The organism is Kiloniellales bacterium (genome assembly GCA_030066685.1).
In the GTDB taxonomy this organism is placed as follows: domain Bacteria; phylum Pseudomonadota; class Alphaproteobacteria; order Kiloniellales; family JAKSBE01; genus JAKSBE01.
On record JASJBF010000040.1, the window covers coordinates 1 to 13325 of the forward strand.

The 13325-nt window shown below is 68.9% G+C and carries 14 protein-coding genes; 7 read left to right on the top strand and 7 right to left on the bottom strand.

What is annotated here, in order from left to right; all coding sequences use genetic code 11:
* Both QNJ30_22245 and QNJ30_22250 read right to left on the bottom strand, forming a co-directional pair.
* Positions 1 to 389: DUF1848 family protein (locus QNJ30_22245; protein MDJ0946179.1), on the bottom strand; the 389-nt coding region annotated here is incomplete at its 3' end.
* Positions 390 to 396: 7 nt separating this feature from the next.
* Positions 397 to 609, bottom strand: a complete 213-nt coding sequence (locus QNJ30_22250) for a hypothetical protein (GenBank protein MDJ0946180.1) — start codon at positions 607 to 609, stop codon at positions 397 to 399.
* A 285-nt stretch (positions 610 to 894) separates the two neighbouring features.
* Between QNJ30_22250 and dnaK the strand changes: the two genes are divergently transcribed.
* From dnaK to QNJ30_22270, 4 genes are all read left to right on the top strand, one after another.
* A complete protein-coding gene (gene dnaK, locus QNJ30_22255) occupies positions 895 to 2820 on the top strand; it encodes a molecular chaperone DnaK (protein ID MDJ0946181.1) in 1926 nt (641 codons plus the stop codon).
* A gap of 115 nt (positions 2821 to 2935) precedes the next feature.
* Positions 2936 to 4069 carry a molecular chaperone DnaJ gene (gene dnaJ / locus QNJ30_22260; GenBank protein ID MDJ0946182.1) on the top strand — a complete coding sequence of 378 codons (1134 nt, stop codon included), beginning with the start codon at positions 2936 to 2938 and terminating at the stop codon, positions 4067 to 4069.
* Positions 4070 to 4625: 556 nt separating this feature from the next.
* Entirely contained in the window at positions 4626 to 5585 is a 960-nt protein-coding gene (locus QNJ30_22265) for a tetratricopeptide repeat protein (GenBank protein ID MDJ0946183.1), read from the top strand.
* 172 nt (positions 5586 to 5757) lie between these two features.
* The gene (locus tag QNJ30_22270; protein MDJ0946184.1) at positions 5758 to 6981 is read left to right on the top strand and encodes a tetratricopeptide repeat protein; all 1224 of its coding nucleotides are present in this window, start codon (positions 5758 to 5760) and stop codon (positions 6979 to 6981) included.
* On the opposite strand, the gene QNJ30_22275 is transcribed toward QNJ30_22270, so the two are convergent.
* A complete protein-coding gene (locus QNJ30_22275; GenBank protein MDJ0946185.1) occupies positions 6978 to 7631 on the bottom strand; it encodes a TIGR02466 family protein in 654 nt (217 codons plus the stop codon). The genes QNJ30_22270 and QNJ30_22275 overlap by 4 nt on opposite strands.
* A gap of 80 nt (positions 7632 to 7711) precedes the next feature.
* Here QNJ30_22275 and dapB point away from each other — a divergent pair, with 80 nt between their 5' ends.
* Positions 7712 to 8518, top strand: a complete 807-nt coding sequence (gene dapB, locus QNJ30_22280; GenBank protein ID MDJ0946186.1) for a 4-hydroxy-tetrahydrodipicolinate reductase — start codon at positions 7712 to 7714, stop codon at positions 8516 to 8518.
* A 197-nt stretch (positions 8519 to 8715) separates the two neighbouring features.
* Here the strand turns inward: dapB and QNJ30_22285 are convergent, their stop codons facing one another.
* Complete coding sequence (locus tag QNJ30_22285; GenBank protein MDJ0946187.1) at positions 8716 to 9222, bottom strand: DUF2244 domain-containing protein; 507 nt, start codon at positions 9220 to 9222, stop codon at positions 8716 to 8718.
* Between the two features lie 89 nt (positions 9223 to 9311).
* Here QNJ30_22285 and nth point away from each other — a divergent pair, with 89 nt between their 5' ends.
* Positions 9312 to 10043 carry an endonuclease III gene (gene nth, locus QNJ30_22290; GenBank protein ID MDJ0946188.1) on the top strand — a complete coding sequence of 244 codons (732 nt, stop codon included), beginning with the start codon at positions 9312 to 9314 and terminating at the stop codon, positions 10041 to 10043.
* A gap of 141 nt (positions 10044 to 10184) precedes the next feature.
* Here the strand turns inward: nth and QNJ30_22295 are convergent, their stop codons facing one another.
* The 3 genes from QNJ30_22295 to QNJ30_22305 all read right to left on the bottom strand — a co-directional run bounded on the left by QNJ30_22295 (position 10185) and on the right by QNJ30_22305 (position 12139).
* Complete coding sequence (locus QNJ30_22295; GenBank protein ID MDJ0946189.1) at positions 10185 to 10721, bottom strand: hypothetical protein; 537 nt, start codon at positions 10719 to 10721, stop codon at positions 10185 to 10187.
* A gap of 5 nt (positions 10722 to 10726) precedes the next feature.
* Positions 10727 to 11356 (bottom strand): polymer-forming cytoskeletal protein, encoded by a 630-nt coding sequence (locus QNJ30_22300; protein ID MDJ0946190.1) that lies wholly within the window; start codon positions 11354 to 11356, stop codon positions 10727 to 10729.
* A 66-nt stretch (positions 11357 to 11422) separates the two neighbouring features.
* Complete coding sequence (locus tag QNJ30_22305) at positions 11423 to 12139, bottom strand: EI24 domain-containing protein (protein MDJ0946191.1); 717 nt, start codon at positions 12137 to 12139, stop codon at positions 11423 to 11425.
* 155 nt (positions 12140 to 12294) lie between these two features.
* Here QNJ30_22305 and QNJ30_22310 point away from each other — a divergent pair, with 155 nt between their 5' ends.
* Positions 12295 to 13299, top strand: a complete 1005-nt coding sequence (locus QNJ30_22310; protein ID MDJ0946192.1) for an adenosine kinase — start codon at positions 12295 to 12297, stop codon at positions 13297 to 13299.
* Positions 13300 to 13325 lie beyond the last annotated feature (26 nt).

The window sequence follows — 13325 nt, forward strand, 5'->3', positions numbered from 1 at the left end:
GCGTCTTCGGTCAGGCCGGTGATCATCACCGGGTCGTAGCGCCAGACCGCGACCCGCGGCCCATAGCGCGCGGCCAACTCGCGGATCAGGGCGACACCGCGCGCCGCCTCCGGAACGGCCGGTTCCAGGGCACGGGGATAGCCGGTGACCGTGTACTGGACCACGAAGGGCAGGCCCTCGGCCGCCAGGTCCTCGAGGGCCGGCAGGAAGGGGCCGGCGTTGCGGGTCCAGAACACGAAGCCCTCGACCTCGGGCCCGGCCAGGGGCACCCGGTAGGGTGTGCCGCCGTAGGGGTTGGCGACCCGGCAGAAGCCGGCCGCCCTTCGCCGGGCGAACCACTCGGCGTAGAACGCCGGGATGTCGCTGCGGTAGCTGGCCGAGACGATCATGCCGCAGTCAAGGCCACTCGCGGCGGCCCGCCCGGCGGCCCAGCCAGCGGAAGAAGAGGTAGAGCAGGCCGGCGAGGACGGCCAGGCCGGCGCCGGAGTAGCGCAGCGCGTCGCTGGGCCAGATGAACTCTCCGGCCAGGGCCAGGCAGGCGCCGATCACCACGTCGGCGACCAGCACCCAGAGGATGATCCGGTAGATCGGGTCGGGCGGTGGGTTCACGGCGGGCCTCCTCCGGGGCTGTCCGGCGGTTCCAATCCAGCCCAATCTGGTCCCTCCCTGCGGTGCTCGCAAGGCCGCGTCGCGCCCTGGTTCCGGGCGCTGGGACGAGGGCCAAACACCCAAGGAAATTACGGTTTCTGGACATCTCCCTCCTTGCAGGATCGGGGCCCGTGCTTATATATCCGGCGGTAAGTCTCTGATTCTGAGTCACCCAACCAGGGACCCGGGCGCGGTGCTCACCGCCATCGAGGCCGCCGGGCGGTCTGCTGAAACAAGAGGTATGCAATGAGCAAGGTCATCGGTATCGATCTTGGCACGACGAATTCTTGCGTCGCCGTGATGGAAGGTTCCCAGGCGAAGGTCATCGAGAACGCCGAAGGCGTCCGGACCACGCCCTCCATGGTCGCCTTCTCCGAGTCCGGCGAGCGCCTGGTCGGCCAGCCCGCCAAGCGGCAGGCGGTCACCAACCCCGAGAACACGCTCTTCGCCATCAAGCGGCTGATCGGCCGCCGCTACGACGATCCGATGGTCGAGAAGGACAAGGGCCTGGTGCCCTACGAGATCATCAAGGCCGACAACGGCGACGCCTGGGTCAAGGCCGAGGGCAAGGACTACAGCCCGAGCCAGATCTCGGCCTTCATCCTGCAGAAGATGAAGGAGACCGCCGAGGCCTTCCTCGGCGAGACGGTCACCCAGGCGGTTATCACGGTGCCCGCCTATTTCAACGACTCCCAGCGCCAGGCGACCAAGGATGCCGGCAAAATCGCCGGGCTCGAGGTGCTGCGCATCATCAACGAGCCGACGGCGGCCGCCCTGGCCTACGGCCTGGAAAAGAAGAAGAGCGGCACCATCGCAGTCTACGACCTGGGCGGCGGCACCTTCGACGTTTCGATCCTGGAGATCGGCGACGGCGTCTTCGAGGTGAAGTCGACCAACGGCGACACCTTCCTGGGCGGCGAGGACTTCGACAAGCGGATCATCGACTACCTGGCCGACGAGTTCAAAAAGGAGCAGAGCATCGACCTGCGCGCCGACAAGCTGGCGCTGCAGCGCCTCAAGGAGGCGGCCGAGAAGGCCAAGATCGAGCTTAGCTCGGCGACCCAGACCGAGGTCACCCTGCCCTTCATCACCGCCGACCAGAGCGGCCCCAAGCACCTCAACATCAAGCTGACCCGCGCTAAGCTGGAGGCCCTGGTCGACGACCTGGTCCAGCGCACGGTCGGGCCCTGCAAGGCGGCGCTCAAGGATGCCGGCCTCAGCCCCGGCGAGATCGACGAGGTGATCCTGGTTGGCGGCATGACCCGCATGCCGAAGGTCAGCGAGACCGTGAAGACCTACTTCGGCAAGGAGCCGCACCGCGGCGTCAACCCGGACGAGGTCGTGGCGATCGGCGCCGCGATCCAGGGCGGCGTCCTGCGCGGCGACGTCAAGGATGTGCTGCTTCTGGACGTGACCCCGCTGTCCCTGGGCATCGAGACCCTGGGCGGCGTCTTCACCCGCCTGATCGACCGCAACACGACGATCCCGACCAAGAAGAGCCAGACCTTCTCGACCGCCGAGGACAACCAGACCGCGGTGACCATCCGGGTCTTCCAGGGCGAGCGCGAGATGGCCGCAGATAACAAGCTGCTCGGCCAGTTCGACCTGGTCGGTATCCCGCCGGCGCCGCGCGGCATGCCGCAGGTCGAGGTCACTTTCGACATCGACGCCAACGGCATCGTCAACGTCTCGGCCAAGGACAAGGCCACCGGCAAGGAGCAGCAAATCCGCATCCAGGCCTCGGGCGGGCTCGCCGACGAGGATATCGATCGCATGGTCCGCGAAGCCGAGGAGCACGCGACCGAGGACAAGAAGCGGCGCGAGCTGGTCGAGGCCCGCAACCACGCCGAGGCGGCGATCCACACCGCCGAGCGCTCGATCGCGGACGCCGGCGACAAGGTTTCCGCCGGCGACAAGGAGGCCGTCGAGGCGGCGGTCCAGGACCTGAAGTCGGTCAAGGACGGCGAGGACGTCGAGACGATCCAGCAGAAGACCACGGCCTTGGCCGAGGCCTCGATGAAGCTGGGTGAAGCGCTCTACAAGGCGACCCAGGAAGAGTCTGCGGCCGGCGGGCCCGACGCGCCCGGCCAGGGCGAGGCCCAGCCCGAAGAGGGTGTCGTCGATGCCGACTTCGAGGAGGTCGACGACGACAAGAAGGGCAAGACGGCGTAGACGGCCGGCCCCGGATCAAGGGCGCGCAGCATGCCGTTCCTGAGCGAACACAGCGGGCGCGCGGTGCCGCCACTGCACCGCCGCGGCCGCCTAGCGGCCGAGGCCTGAGGGGGCGATGGCGACCCAGGACTACTACGAACGGCTCGGCGTCGACCGCAAGGCCAGCCTCGACGAGATCAAGAAGGCCTACCGCAAGCTCGCGATGCAGTACCACCCGGACCGCAATCCGGGGGACGAGGAAGCCGAGCACAAGCTGAAGGAGGTCAACGAGGCCTACGGCGTCCTCAAGGACGAGCAGAAGCGTGCGGCCTACGACCGCTTCGGCCATGCCGCCTTCGAGAACGGCGGCGCGGGCCCCGGGGCCGGTGGCTTCGACTTCAACTTCGCCAGCGGCTTCGCCGACATCTTCGACGAGATGTTCGGGGACTTCACCGGTGGCGGCCGGCGCGGCCGCGAGGTCCACGGCGCCGACCTGCGCTACAACATGGAAATCTCCCTGGAAGAGGCCTTCGGCGGCAAGGAAGCGGAGATCCGGGTGCCGGCCAGCGTCAGCTGCGACGACTGTCACGGCAGCGGCGCCGAGAAGGGCGCGGCGCCGGTCACCTGCACGACCTGCGGCGGGCACGGCCGGGTGCGCTCCCAGTCCGGCTTCTTCACGGTCGAGCGGACCTGTCCGACCTGCCACGGCAACGGCCGGGTGATCGAGAACCCCTGCCAGGCCTGCGGCGGGGCCGGCCGGGTCCAGCGGGAAAAGACCCTGCAGGTCAACATCCCGGCCGGAGTCGATGACGGGACGCGGATTCGCCTGGCCGGCGAGGGCGAGGCCGGCCTGCGCGGCGGGCCCGCCGGCGACCTCTACATCTTCATCACGGTGGCGCCGCACCGTTTCTTCCAGCGCGGCGGCGCCGACATCCTGAGCAAGGTGCCGATCCCCATGACCACGGCCAGCCTAGGCGGCACCGTTGAGGTGCCCGGCATCGACGGCAAGCGGGTCCGGGTTACGGTGCCTGCGGGCACCCAGAACGCCCATCGCTTCCGGCTCAAGGGCAAGGGCATGTCCGTGCTGCGCAGCAGCCAGCGCGGCGACCACTACATCGAGGTTCAGGTCGAGACCCCGGTCAACCTGACCAAGCGCCAGAAGGAGCTCCTGAAGGAGTTCGAGACGGCTTCCAAGGGCCGCTCGACGAGCCCCGAGTCGGAAGGCTTCTTCTCCCGGGTCAAGGAGCTCTGGGACGACCTCAAGGACTGAACGCACCCGCCGGCCGCGGTCGCCAGATTAACAGGCGGTCCGGGATCTCCTTTTCGGTGTTCTCGCCATCGCGCGTCGGGCCTTGAGATGGATCCCCGCGCAAGCCTCGGCATCATCCATCAGGGCGGCTCTGATGCGGATGCGCCCGGTCCACCTTGATCCGCTTTCCGGTCCGAACCCGGCGCCGGCCGCGTCTCGCGGCTGCGGCTTCACTCCTGCACGCCTTTGTTGTAACCTGGACCCAGACAAGAAGTCTCCTGCCGTCCCCTGGGAGAAGAGGACGGCGGCGCAAGGGGGGAAGGTTATGCCTGGCGGGTCGAGGCGCTTTTGCGGCGCCATAAAAGTTTGTTTCATATTCATTTTATGGATTTCGGTGTCTCTCGGGCTCGGACCGGCGAGCGCCTCGGAACCGAGTTGTGGTCGGCTCCTGGAAGCCGCGTTCATTGAATTCTGGGGGCTGCCCCGAGAGAAACACGAGGTCGACCTCGATTCAAGCAGCGGCCGCTGCACGGCCGACGACGGTTCCGCCTTCAAAGGTGACGTCCCTGGCACCCAGATGGCCTATATCGGCTTTCACGAGTTCGTCGAAGGCCGTGTCTCTGCTGCCATGCGCGCGTGGGAGAGCGGCGCAGGGGACGGCAATACCTTGGCCATGATCGCCCTGGGCGACCTGGCTATCCGTTCCGGGGCTGCCGAGGATCGGATCGACGATGGCTTGAGAAAAGCCTACGGCTGGTACCGCCGGGCGGCCGAAACTGGGGCGCCCCTGGGCATGTCGAAGCTGGCCTGGTTATACGACGAGGGCTATCACGTGGCGCAGGATCCGGCCGAGGCCCTGGCCTGGTACCTGGCCGCGGCCGAGGCAGGAGAGCCGACTGCGATGCACAACGTCGGCTATTTCTTCGCAAACGGCAAGGCGGTTGCGAAGGACATCGACACCGCGATGCGCTGGTACGAATGGGCCGGCCAGGCGGGCTCGGCGGAATCCTATCACAACCTCGGCGTGCTCTACGACGAGGGCCGCGAGGTCTCTAAGGATGACAGCAAGGCCGTTCACTATTACCGGCTCGCCGCCTACGGCGGCTACCCCGAGGCCATGGTCAACCTGGGCTGGATGTACAAGCATGGGGCCGGCGTGGACCGCGACTACGCGGAGGCGATCTACTGGTACGAAAGGGCGATCGACGCCGGTTTCCACGACGCCGGCGCAAACCTGGGCGCGATCTACTACGAGGGCGCGGGAGTCGAGAAAAACCTCGAGACAGCGTTGCGGTACTTCCTTCTGGCCGCAATCGCCGGCAAGCCCGAGGCCATGGCCAACGCGAGCACGGTCTATATGGAAATTGGCGCTTATCGTGCGGCCTACTTCTGGACCGTCCTGGCGACCAAGAACGGCATGAGCCAGATCGCCTTCCGCCTGGTCGAGCTGCAGGCCCTGCTGCCCGATGCGGTCATGGCCGAGACCGAGGCGCAGGCCTTCGCCTGGACGCCGGGCACCCCGCTGCCCGAGCTCTGATACCAAGGAGCGCTGTCCGAAAGCCCACTTCCGTCGTCCCCTGCGATTCGGGGGACGGCCGCGCGACGACGCCTTCATCTGCGATTAATCTTGGTGTAAACTGAAACCGGAAGGTGAATCTGCCGCGGTCGCGTTTGGGCCGCGGGTGGCGGCTCGCAGAAGGGGGACAATCATGATCGACAGGCCAAGACGTATCGGCGTTTCCGCGACTCCTCTCGCTCTGGCCGGCGTCTGCCTGTCCGCGTTGCTCGCCGGTGGTGCCCTGGCGGCGGGGCCGACCTGCGGCCAGGTCATGACCGACACCTTCACCGAGCATTGGGGCCTGCCCCAGGGCGAGGACCGCTACACCGCCGATCTGAACCCGGTGGTGGCGCGCTGCAGCGGCGAGGCGGCCTTCAAGACCGAGCGCCCGGGCACGCGCGACACCTACCTCGGCCTGCAGGAATACGCCAACGGCCGCGACGAGGCCGCGATCGGGGCCTGGCAAAAGGGCGCCGCGGCGGGCGATCCCCTGGCCATGATCGCCCTGGGCGACCAGGAGGTCCGCGCCGGCCTCGAGGAAGGCTGGGCCGAGGATGGCCTGGAGAAGGCCCATGCCTGGTACCGCAAGGCCGCCGACGCGGGCTCGCCGCTCGGCATGTCCAAGCTCGCCTGGCTCTACGACGAAGGCCACCACGTCGAGGCCGACGAGGCCGAGGCGACGGCCTGGTACATGAAGGCAGCCGAGGCCGGAGAGCCGACGGCGATGCGCAAGGTCGGCGACTCCTTCCGGGACGGCAAGGGCGTCGCCCCGGACATTGTGATCGCCATCCGCTGGTACGTCTGGGCGGGCGAGGCTGGCGACGAGATGGCGTTCTACAGCCTTGCGGTCATCTACGACGAGGGCGCCTTGGTTCCCGAGGACGACACCAAGGCGGTCTACTACTACCGCATCGCGGCCCTGGCCGGCGTGCCGGAGGCCATGCTCGGCCTGGGATCGATGTACCACGAGGGGGCGGGCGTCGAGCAGGACTACGAGGAAGCCGCCCACTGGTACGAGAGCGCGATGGACGCCGGCGTCGAGGAGGCGGGCGCCGGCTTGGGCCTGCTGTACTACGAGGGCACCGGGGTCGAGAAGGACCAGGAGGTCGCGCTGCAGTTCTTCGTGGTCGCCGCGGTCGCCGGCCGGCCCGACGGCATGGCCTACGCCAGCCTCGCCTACACCGAGTTGGGTGAGTACGAAGCGGCCTACTTCTGGGCGCTGGTGGCCATAACCTTCGGGGTCATCGAGATCACGCTCCAGGCGCTCGAGCTACGGGAGATGCTGCCCGAGGCGGTCGTCGAGGAGACTGAGGCCCAGGCCGCCGTCTGGACCCCCGGCAGCCCGGCCCCGGAGTTCCAGGCCATCCAGCACTAATCCTGCTTCGGCAAGTAGTCGTCGGACCACTTCAGGACGACGTTGTAGGAGATGCTGACCCGGGTCTCCTCGCTCAGGTTCGGGTGCACGAAGTGGTGCAGGAAGGCCGGCCAGAGCAGGATCAGCCCCGGCCGGGGCCGGATCGTGTATTCCGCCTCGATGTAGGGATCGCGCTTGACCGCGGTCATGTTCACCGCGCCGCGCGGATCGTAGAAGCTGATGCAGCCGGAGCGCCGGTCGCGGCGCCGGCCGATCTCGGCGGAGCCCGCCGGGACCTTCACGTAGTAGGTGCCGCTCAGGTAGGCGTGGGGGTGGTTGTGGGCGTCGTGGTAGTCGCCCAGGCGGTTGACGTTGGCCCAGCCCTGCAGGGACCAGTTCAGCGCGTAGTCCATGCCCAGGTGGCGGAAGTAGTCGACCACCGTCTTGTTGATGCAGTCGCGCAGCCAGGCCACGGCCGGGTGCTCGCCGGCCAGGAGGTTGCCGCCGAGGTAGTCGGTGGTCAGCGCCGCGTTGTCCCGCTCCAGGCCCTCGATTAGGTCGAGCAGGGCCGCGTTCGCGGCCTCGTGGCCGGGCAGCTCGCGCTCGACCAGGATGGTCGGCCAGAGGCTGCGAAACCCGCCGGGGGCGGGGGGATCCGAGGAGGAGACCATGGAGCCAGCCTGCACCGGCTTTGCCGGCCGGACAAGGCGTGCTACATCGCGGCGACGGACAGAGGCAGGGAGGCGCCGCCATGGAGAGCTACAGGATCGGGGTCGTCGGCTGCGCCGGGCGCATGGGGCGGATGATCGCCCGCATCGTCCAGGAGACCGAGGGCTGCGCCCTGTCCGGCGGCAGCGACCGGCCGGACTGCGGCGCGATCGGCAGCGACCTCGGCGTGCTGGCCGGGATCGGCGAGCTCGGCCTGCCGGTCAGCGACGACACGGTGACCCTCTTCGCCCGCTCCGACGCGGTGATCGACTTCACCACGCCCGAGGCCACGGCGGCCCACGCCGACCTCGCCGCGCAGGCCCACGCGGTCCACGTGGTCGGCACCACCGGCCTGGAGCCGGCGCAGGAGCAGCGGATCACCCTCGCCGCCAAGCACACCGCGGTGGTCCGCGCCGCCAACATGAGCCTGGGCGTCAACCTGCTGCTCGGCCTGGTCGAGCAGGTCGCCCGGGCGCTGGACACGGACTACGACATCGAGGTCCTGGAGATGCACCACCGGCACAAGGCCGACGCGCCCTCCGGCACCGCCCTGGCCCTGGGCGCGGCGGCGGCGGCCGGCCGCGGGGTCGAACTGGAGCAGGCCGCGGTGCGCAGCCGCGACGGCATCACCGGGCCGCGCAGGCCGGGCGACATCGGCTTCGCCACCCTGCGCGGCGGCGACGTCGCCGGCGACCACAGCGTGGTCTTCGCCGGGCCCGGCGAGCGCATTATCCTGGAGCACCGGGCGACCAGCCGCGAGGTCTTCGCCAAGGGCGCGGTCAAGGCCGCCCTCTGGGCCAAGGACAAAAAACCCGGCCTCTACTCCATGCGCGACGTGCTCGGGATCTAAGCGGTCGGAGGTTCGCACCCAACACACGACTGTCATCACCGGACTTGATCCGGTGATCAATTGTCCCGCCGCGCCATGGATTGCCGGGTCGCGCGAAGCGGTGCGAAGCACTGTGCTACGTCCCTCAGGCGCCCTGGCAGTGACGGAGGAGTGGTGTCGGGGTCCCGTGCCCGGCCGTGGCCAGGTCTCTCGGCTCCTCACCGCGGCGCCGGCGCGCAGTTGGCCCTGGCCAGGGCCTGGCGCAGGGCGCGGGCCAGGTCGATCCGCTCTTCGGGGGTAAGAAAGCTGCCGACGACCAGGCTGCGGCCGTGGGAGCGTAGGGTCAGCCGGCTTTGGTGGTGAGGGGTGTCGTCGACCAGGACCTGCAGCCAGGTCGAGGGCAGCCGCCAGCGCTGCGCCCGGCCCCAGCTGTCGACCCGCTTGAGGGTCAGGTCGCGCCGGGTCAGGCGCAGGGTTTCGTAAGCCCGTCCGCTGCGGTAGCTGGCCCGGAAGGCGAGATAGATCAGCAGCAGGTCGAGGCCGAGGAAGCCGACCACCGGCCAGGCGCCGACGACGAAGAACATGGCACCGGCTGCGAAGCTGACCAGGCCGATCAGCCCCATCAACAGGACGAAGCCTTCCGGCGGCAGGCTGCGGTGCGGCGTCAGCTCGGCATCGAAGAGCACCTCTTCCGCGCCGGCCTCGCTTTCGGGGTTCCCGATCATGGCTTGGAAGATAGGACTCTGTCAGGAGCCGGTCAAAACCGCCGTCTTGCCCGTTGGCCGGACCCGAGGCCCTGGCTAGACTGCCGGCCATGAAAAAGGCCCAGATCGCTGAGTTCTTCGACCGTCTCGCCGCCGCGAACCCGGAACCGCGCGGCGAGCTGGACTACGTCAACCCCTACACCCTGCTGGTCGCCGTGGTGCTCTCGGCCCAGGCGACCGACGTCGGGGTCAACAAGGCGACCCACGGCCTTTTCAAGGTCGCCGACACGGCGCAGAAGATGGTCGACCTGGGCGAGGCGCGCCTCAAGGACCACATCAAGACCATCGGGCTCTACAACAGCAAGGCCAAGAACGTCATCGCGCTGTCCGGGATCCTGCTCCGGGATCACGGCGGCGAGGTGCCGCGGGACCGGGCGGTGCTGGAGACCCTGCCGGGGGTCGGGCGCAAGACCGCGAACGTGGTCCTCAACATCGCCTTCGGCGAGCCGACCATCGCCGTCGACACCCACATCTTCCGGGTCGGCAACCGCACCAGCCTGGCGCCGGGCAAGACGCCCCTGGCGGTCGAGCAGCTTCTCGAGAAGCGGGTGCCGAAAGAGCGGCGGCTCCACGCCCACCACTGGCTGATCCTGCACGGACGCTACGTCTGCAAGGCGCGCAAGCCGGACTGCCCCGCCTGTGTGGTCCGCGACCTCTGCGCCTACAAGGCCAAGACCACCCTGGAGGCGCCGGCGAAGCCCGCCAAGAAGGCCAGGAAAGCGGGGGCGGGATCCAAGCGCAGCGGCGCCAGCACCCGGCGGGCGCGGGCGCTGCGCGGCTAGATCAAGATCGGCTCAGATTGACTCAATCTGTGCCGTGAATCTTGATCTACTTTAACAGGTTAGAGCATGAGTCACGTGTCACACCGCTGCGGCGTGACACGATCATGCTCTAGGCCTGAGCCGCGCCATCCTCTTCAGTTGTCAGCTGACCGGCTTGTCCTGCCGCTCGCGCAGGAGCTGGTTCAGGCAGGTGCGCGGCTCGGTCTTCAGGGGCACCTCGTCGTCCCGCGCCTCCGCGTGGATCACCCGGTAGGCGCCCTGCTCTTCGTAGAGGAAGACGTCGAAGACGCATTCCGTGCCGACGTACTGCCAGATCTCCGCCGGAGTCTCCCGTCGGACCAGGCGCGGCTCGCCCAGGAGCTTTGACAGCCCGCTGCGGTCGAGGCCGATCAAGGCCTTGGGATCGTGGTCGATGGCCGGCTTGATCGCCGGCGCGGCCGCCAGGATCGGCGGTGTCGGCCCGGTCGGGTCGATCTGGTCCTCGGTCTCGCTGGCCAGGGCCGCGGCGCTTGCCTCCGCGGCGTCGGCGGTTCCCTTCGTCGCCGCGCCGGTCTCCCCGGATTTCGGCGATCCGGTCGCGCAGGCCGCCAGGGTCAAGCCCAGAAGCAGCGCTGCGGCCGTCGGGGTCAGGCGCAGCCCCTCCGTCCCGGAAGCGTTCCGGGTGGCGCACTTGGCCATGCTGTTCAGCTCCTTGCCGATCGTGTCTTCTCAGCCGGTGCCGCCGCCTGCATGCTTCCGTCCGTCGCTGCCGCCTGTACGAATTCCGCCGCCGAAAGGCGCTTTGCCTTGCGCTCTTGTTCATCCTCGTCAAGCTCGACCGTGCCCGAGAGCCGGCCGCCGCGCTCGACCTCCAGTTCGCCGTAGCTGACCTCGCCCTCGACCGAGCCGGTCGCGCGGATCCTCAGGCAGCCGATCACGGTCAGGTCGCCCTGATAGCGCCCGGAGATGTCGGCCTCCTGGATGTTCGCGGTGCCTTTGAAGAACCCGGTGCTGGCAATCTCGAGCCGGCGGCTGTCGGTCAGGGTCGCCTCGACCTTGCCCTCCACGACCAGCTGGTCGCAGGTCTTGATCTCGCCGGACAGGCAGATCTCGCGCCCGACGATCAGCTTCTTACCCTCGGTCTCGCCGCCCGGGAAACCGGCCTCGGAGGCCTCGAAGGGCCGGCGGGTCATGTCGGTGACGCGCGGTCCGCCCAGGTCGCGCTGCGCTTGGCCACCGGTCTCGGCGCCCTGGGTCGCATTGCCGCGCCGCGAGGTGGCCTCCGGACCGCTGCCGGCGGATTTGGCGTCTCCGTGCTTGGATTTGCCGAACATAGTCACTCTCCTCTGGACCTCGATGCCCCCCGGCTCGCACTCTCGGTTCTTGTTAGCACAAAATGCTCAGGCGGTGCGCTCTCTCAAGCGGTGAAAGACGTGCACCATGAAAGCGGTCGCGACCACCGGCGTCACGATGTTGACGATCGGAATCGTCAGCAACAGGGCGACCACCACGCCGGCCAGGAAAACCCGGACCCTCGAGGCCCGCCGCAGGCGCTTGGCCGCCGCCGCGTCGAGCCGCCGCAGGGCCACCACCTCGAAATACTCGCGGCCCAGCAGGTAACCGTTAACCATATAGAACAGGAGAAGGTTGAAGGGCGGTAAAAACAGCAGCAGCAGGTAGAAGGGCAGGGCCAGCAGGTTCACCGCGATGGTTACGGCGGCGAAGACCAGGGCGCTCCAGACCGCCTCGCCCAGGGGCTGGTCGCGGGCCGGCGGCAGCGCCGGGTAGTGCCGCGCCTCGACCGCCGCGGCGACCCGCTCCAGGAACAGGCTCAGGACCAGCCCGATCGCCGCCGGGAACAGAAGGAAGCTCGCAAAGACCACGGCCGCGACGCTGGCGGCATCGACCAGCCACTCGGCCAGGCCGCGCAGCCAGGAGTCGCCCTCGCCCGCGAAGATCCATTCGCTCAGGAGGTCGCCGCCCCACATCAGCAGGTAGGAGGCGACGAAGGACAACGCCGCCAGAACCGCCAGAGCGGCCAGGATCGCGACCAGGACCAGGCCGCGGATCCGGGGATCGCCCAGTTGCCCGAAGGCCTTTGCCAGCTGCGAGAACATGGCCGGGGGTGTAGCCCGCCGCGCCTGGTGCAGCAAGAGCCTTACCTGGGACGCGGAAGGCTGCGGCCCGCGCCGCGGCTCTTGGCGCCGCTTGTGGCCCTCGGGGGCCGGCGATACACTCCCGCCGCCTGCCACGTGAACCACCGAGAGCCGCCATGCCGGAACTGTCCTTCGATGTCGTCGGGATCGGGAACGCGATCGTCGACGTGCTGACCCAAGCCGACGACGCCCTGGTCAAGGCCCAGCAGTTGCCCAAGGGCAGCATGACCCTGATCGACGGGCCCCGGGCGGAGGAGCTCTACGATCAGATGGGCCCGGCGCGGGAGGTCTCCGGCGGCTCGGCGGCCAACACCCTGGCCGGGGTCGCCTCGCTGGGCGGCCGCGCCGCCTTCATCGGCAAGGTCCGCAACGACCAGCTGGGCGGAATCTTCCGCCACGACATCCGCGCCGCCGGGGTGCACTTCGAGACTCCGCCGGCGACCTCCGGCCCGCCCAGCGGGCGCTGCCTGATCTTCGTCACCCCGGACGCCCAGCGCACCATGGCGACCTTTCTCGGCGCCGCGAACGAGCTCGGGCCCGAGGACGTCGATGCCGAGGTCATCGCGGCCGCCAAGGTGACCTACATGGAGGGCTACCTCTTCGACCCGCCGGCGGCCCAGAGGGCCTTCGTCAAGGCGGCTGAGATCGCGCGAAGCGCGGGCCGCAAGGTCTCTCTGACCCTGTCGGATCCCTTCTGCGTCGAGCGCCACCGGGCGGCCTTCCGCGACCTGGTCGAGCACCACATCGACATCCTCTTCGCCAACGAACACGAGATCTGCGCGCTCTACGAGGTGGCCGACTTCGACGCCGCCCTGCAGGCGGTGCGCAGGCACTGCGAGGTCGCGGCCCTGACCCGCAGCGCGCGCGGCTCCGTGGTCCTGGCCGGCGACGAGGTCCACGTGGTCGACGCGGCGCCCCTGGACCGCCTGGTCGACACCACCGGCGCCGGCGATCTCTATGCGGCCGGCTTCCTCTTCGGCTACACCCGGGGCGATTCGCTCTACGACTGCGGGCGCATCGGCGCCATCGCCGCCGCCGAGATCATCTCGCACTTCGGGGCCCGGCCCGAGGTCGACCTGGCCCGGCACCTCGAAGACTGCATGGCCGCCCCAGGTGACTGAGGCCCAAAGCGCGGCGAGGCCCCGAA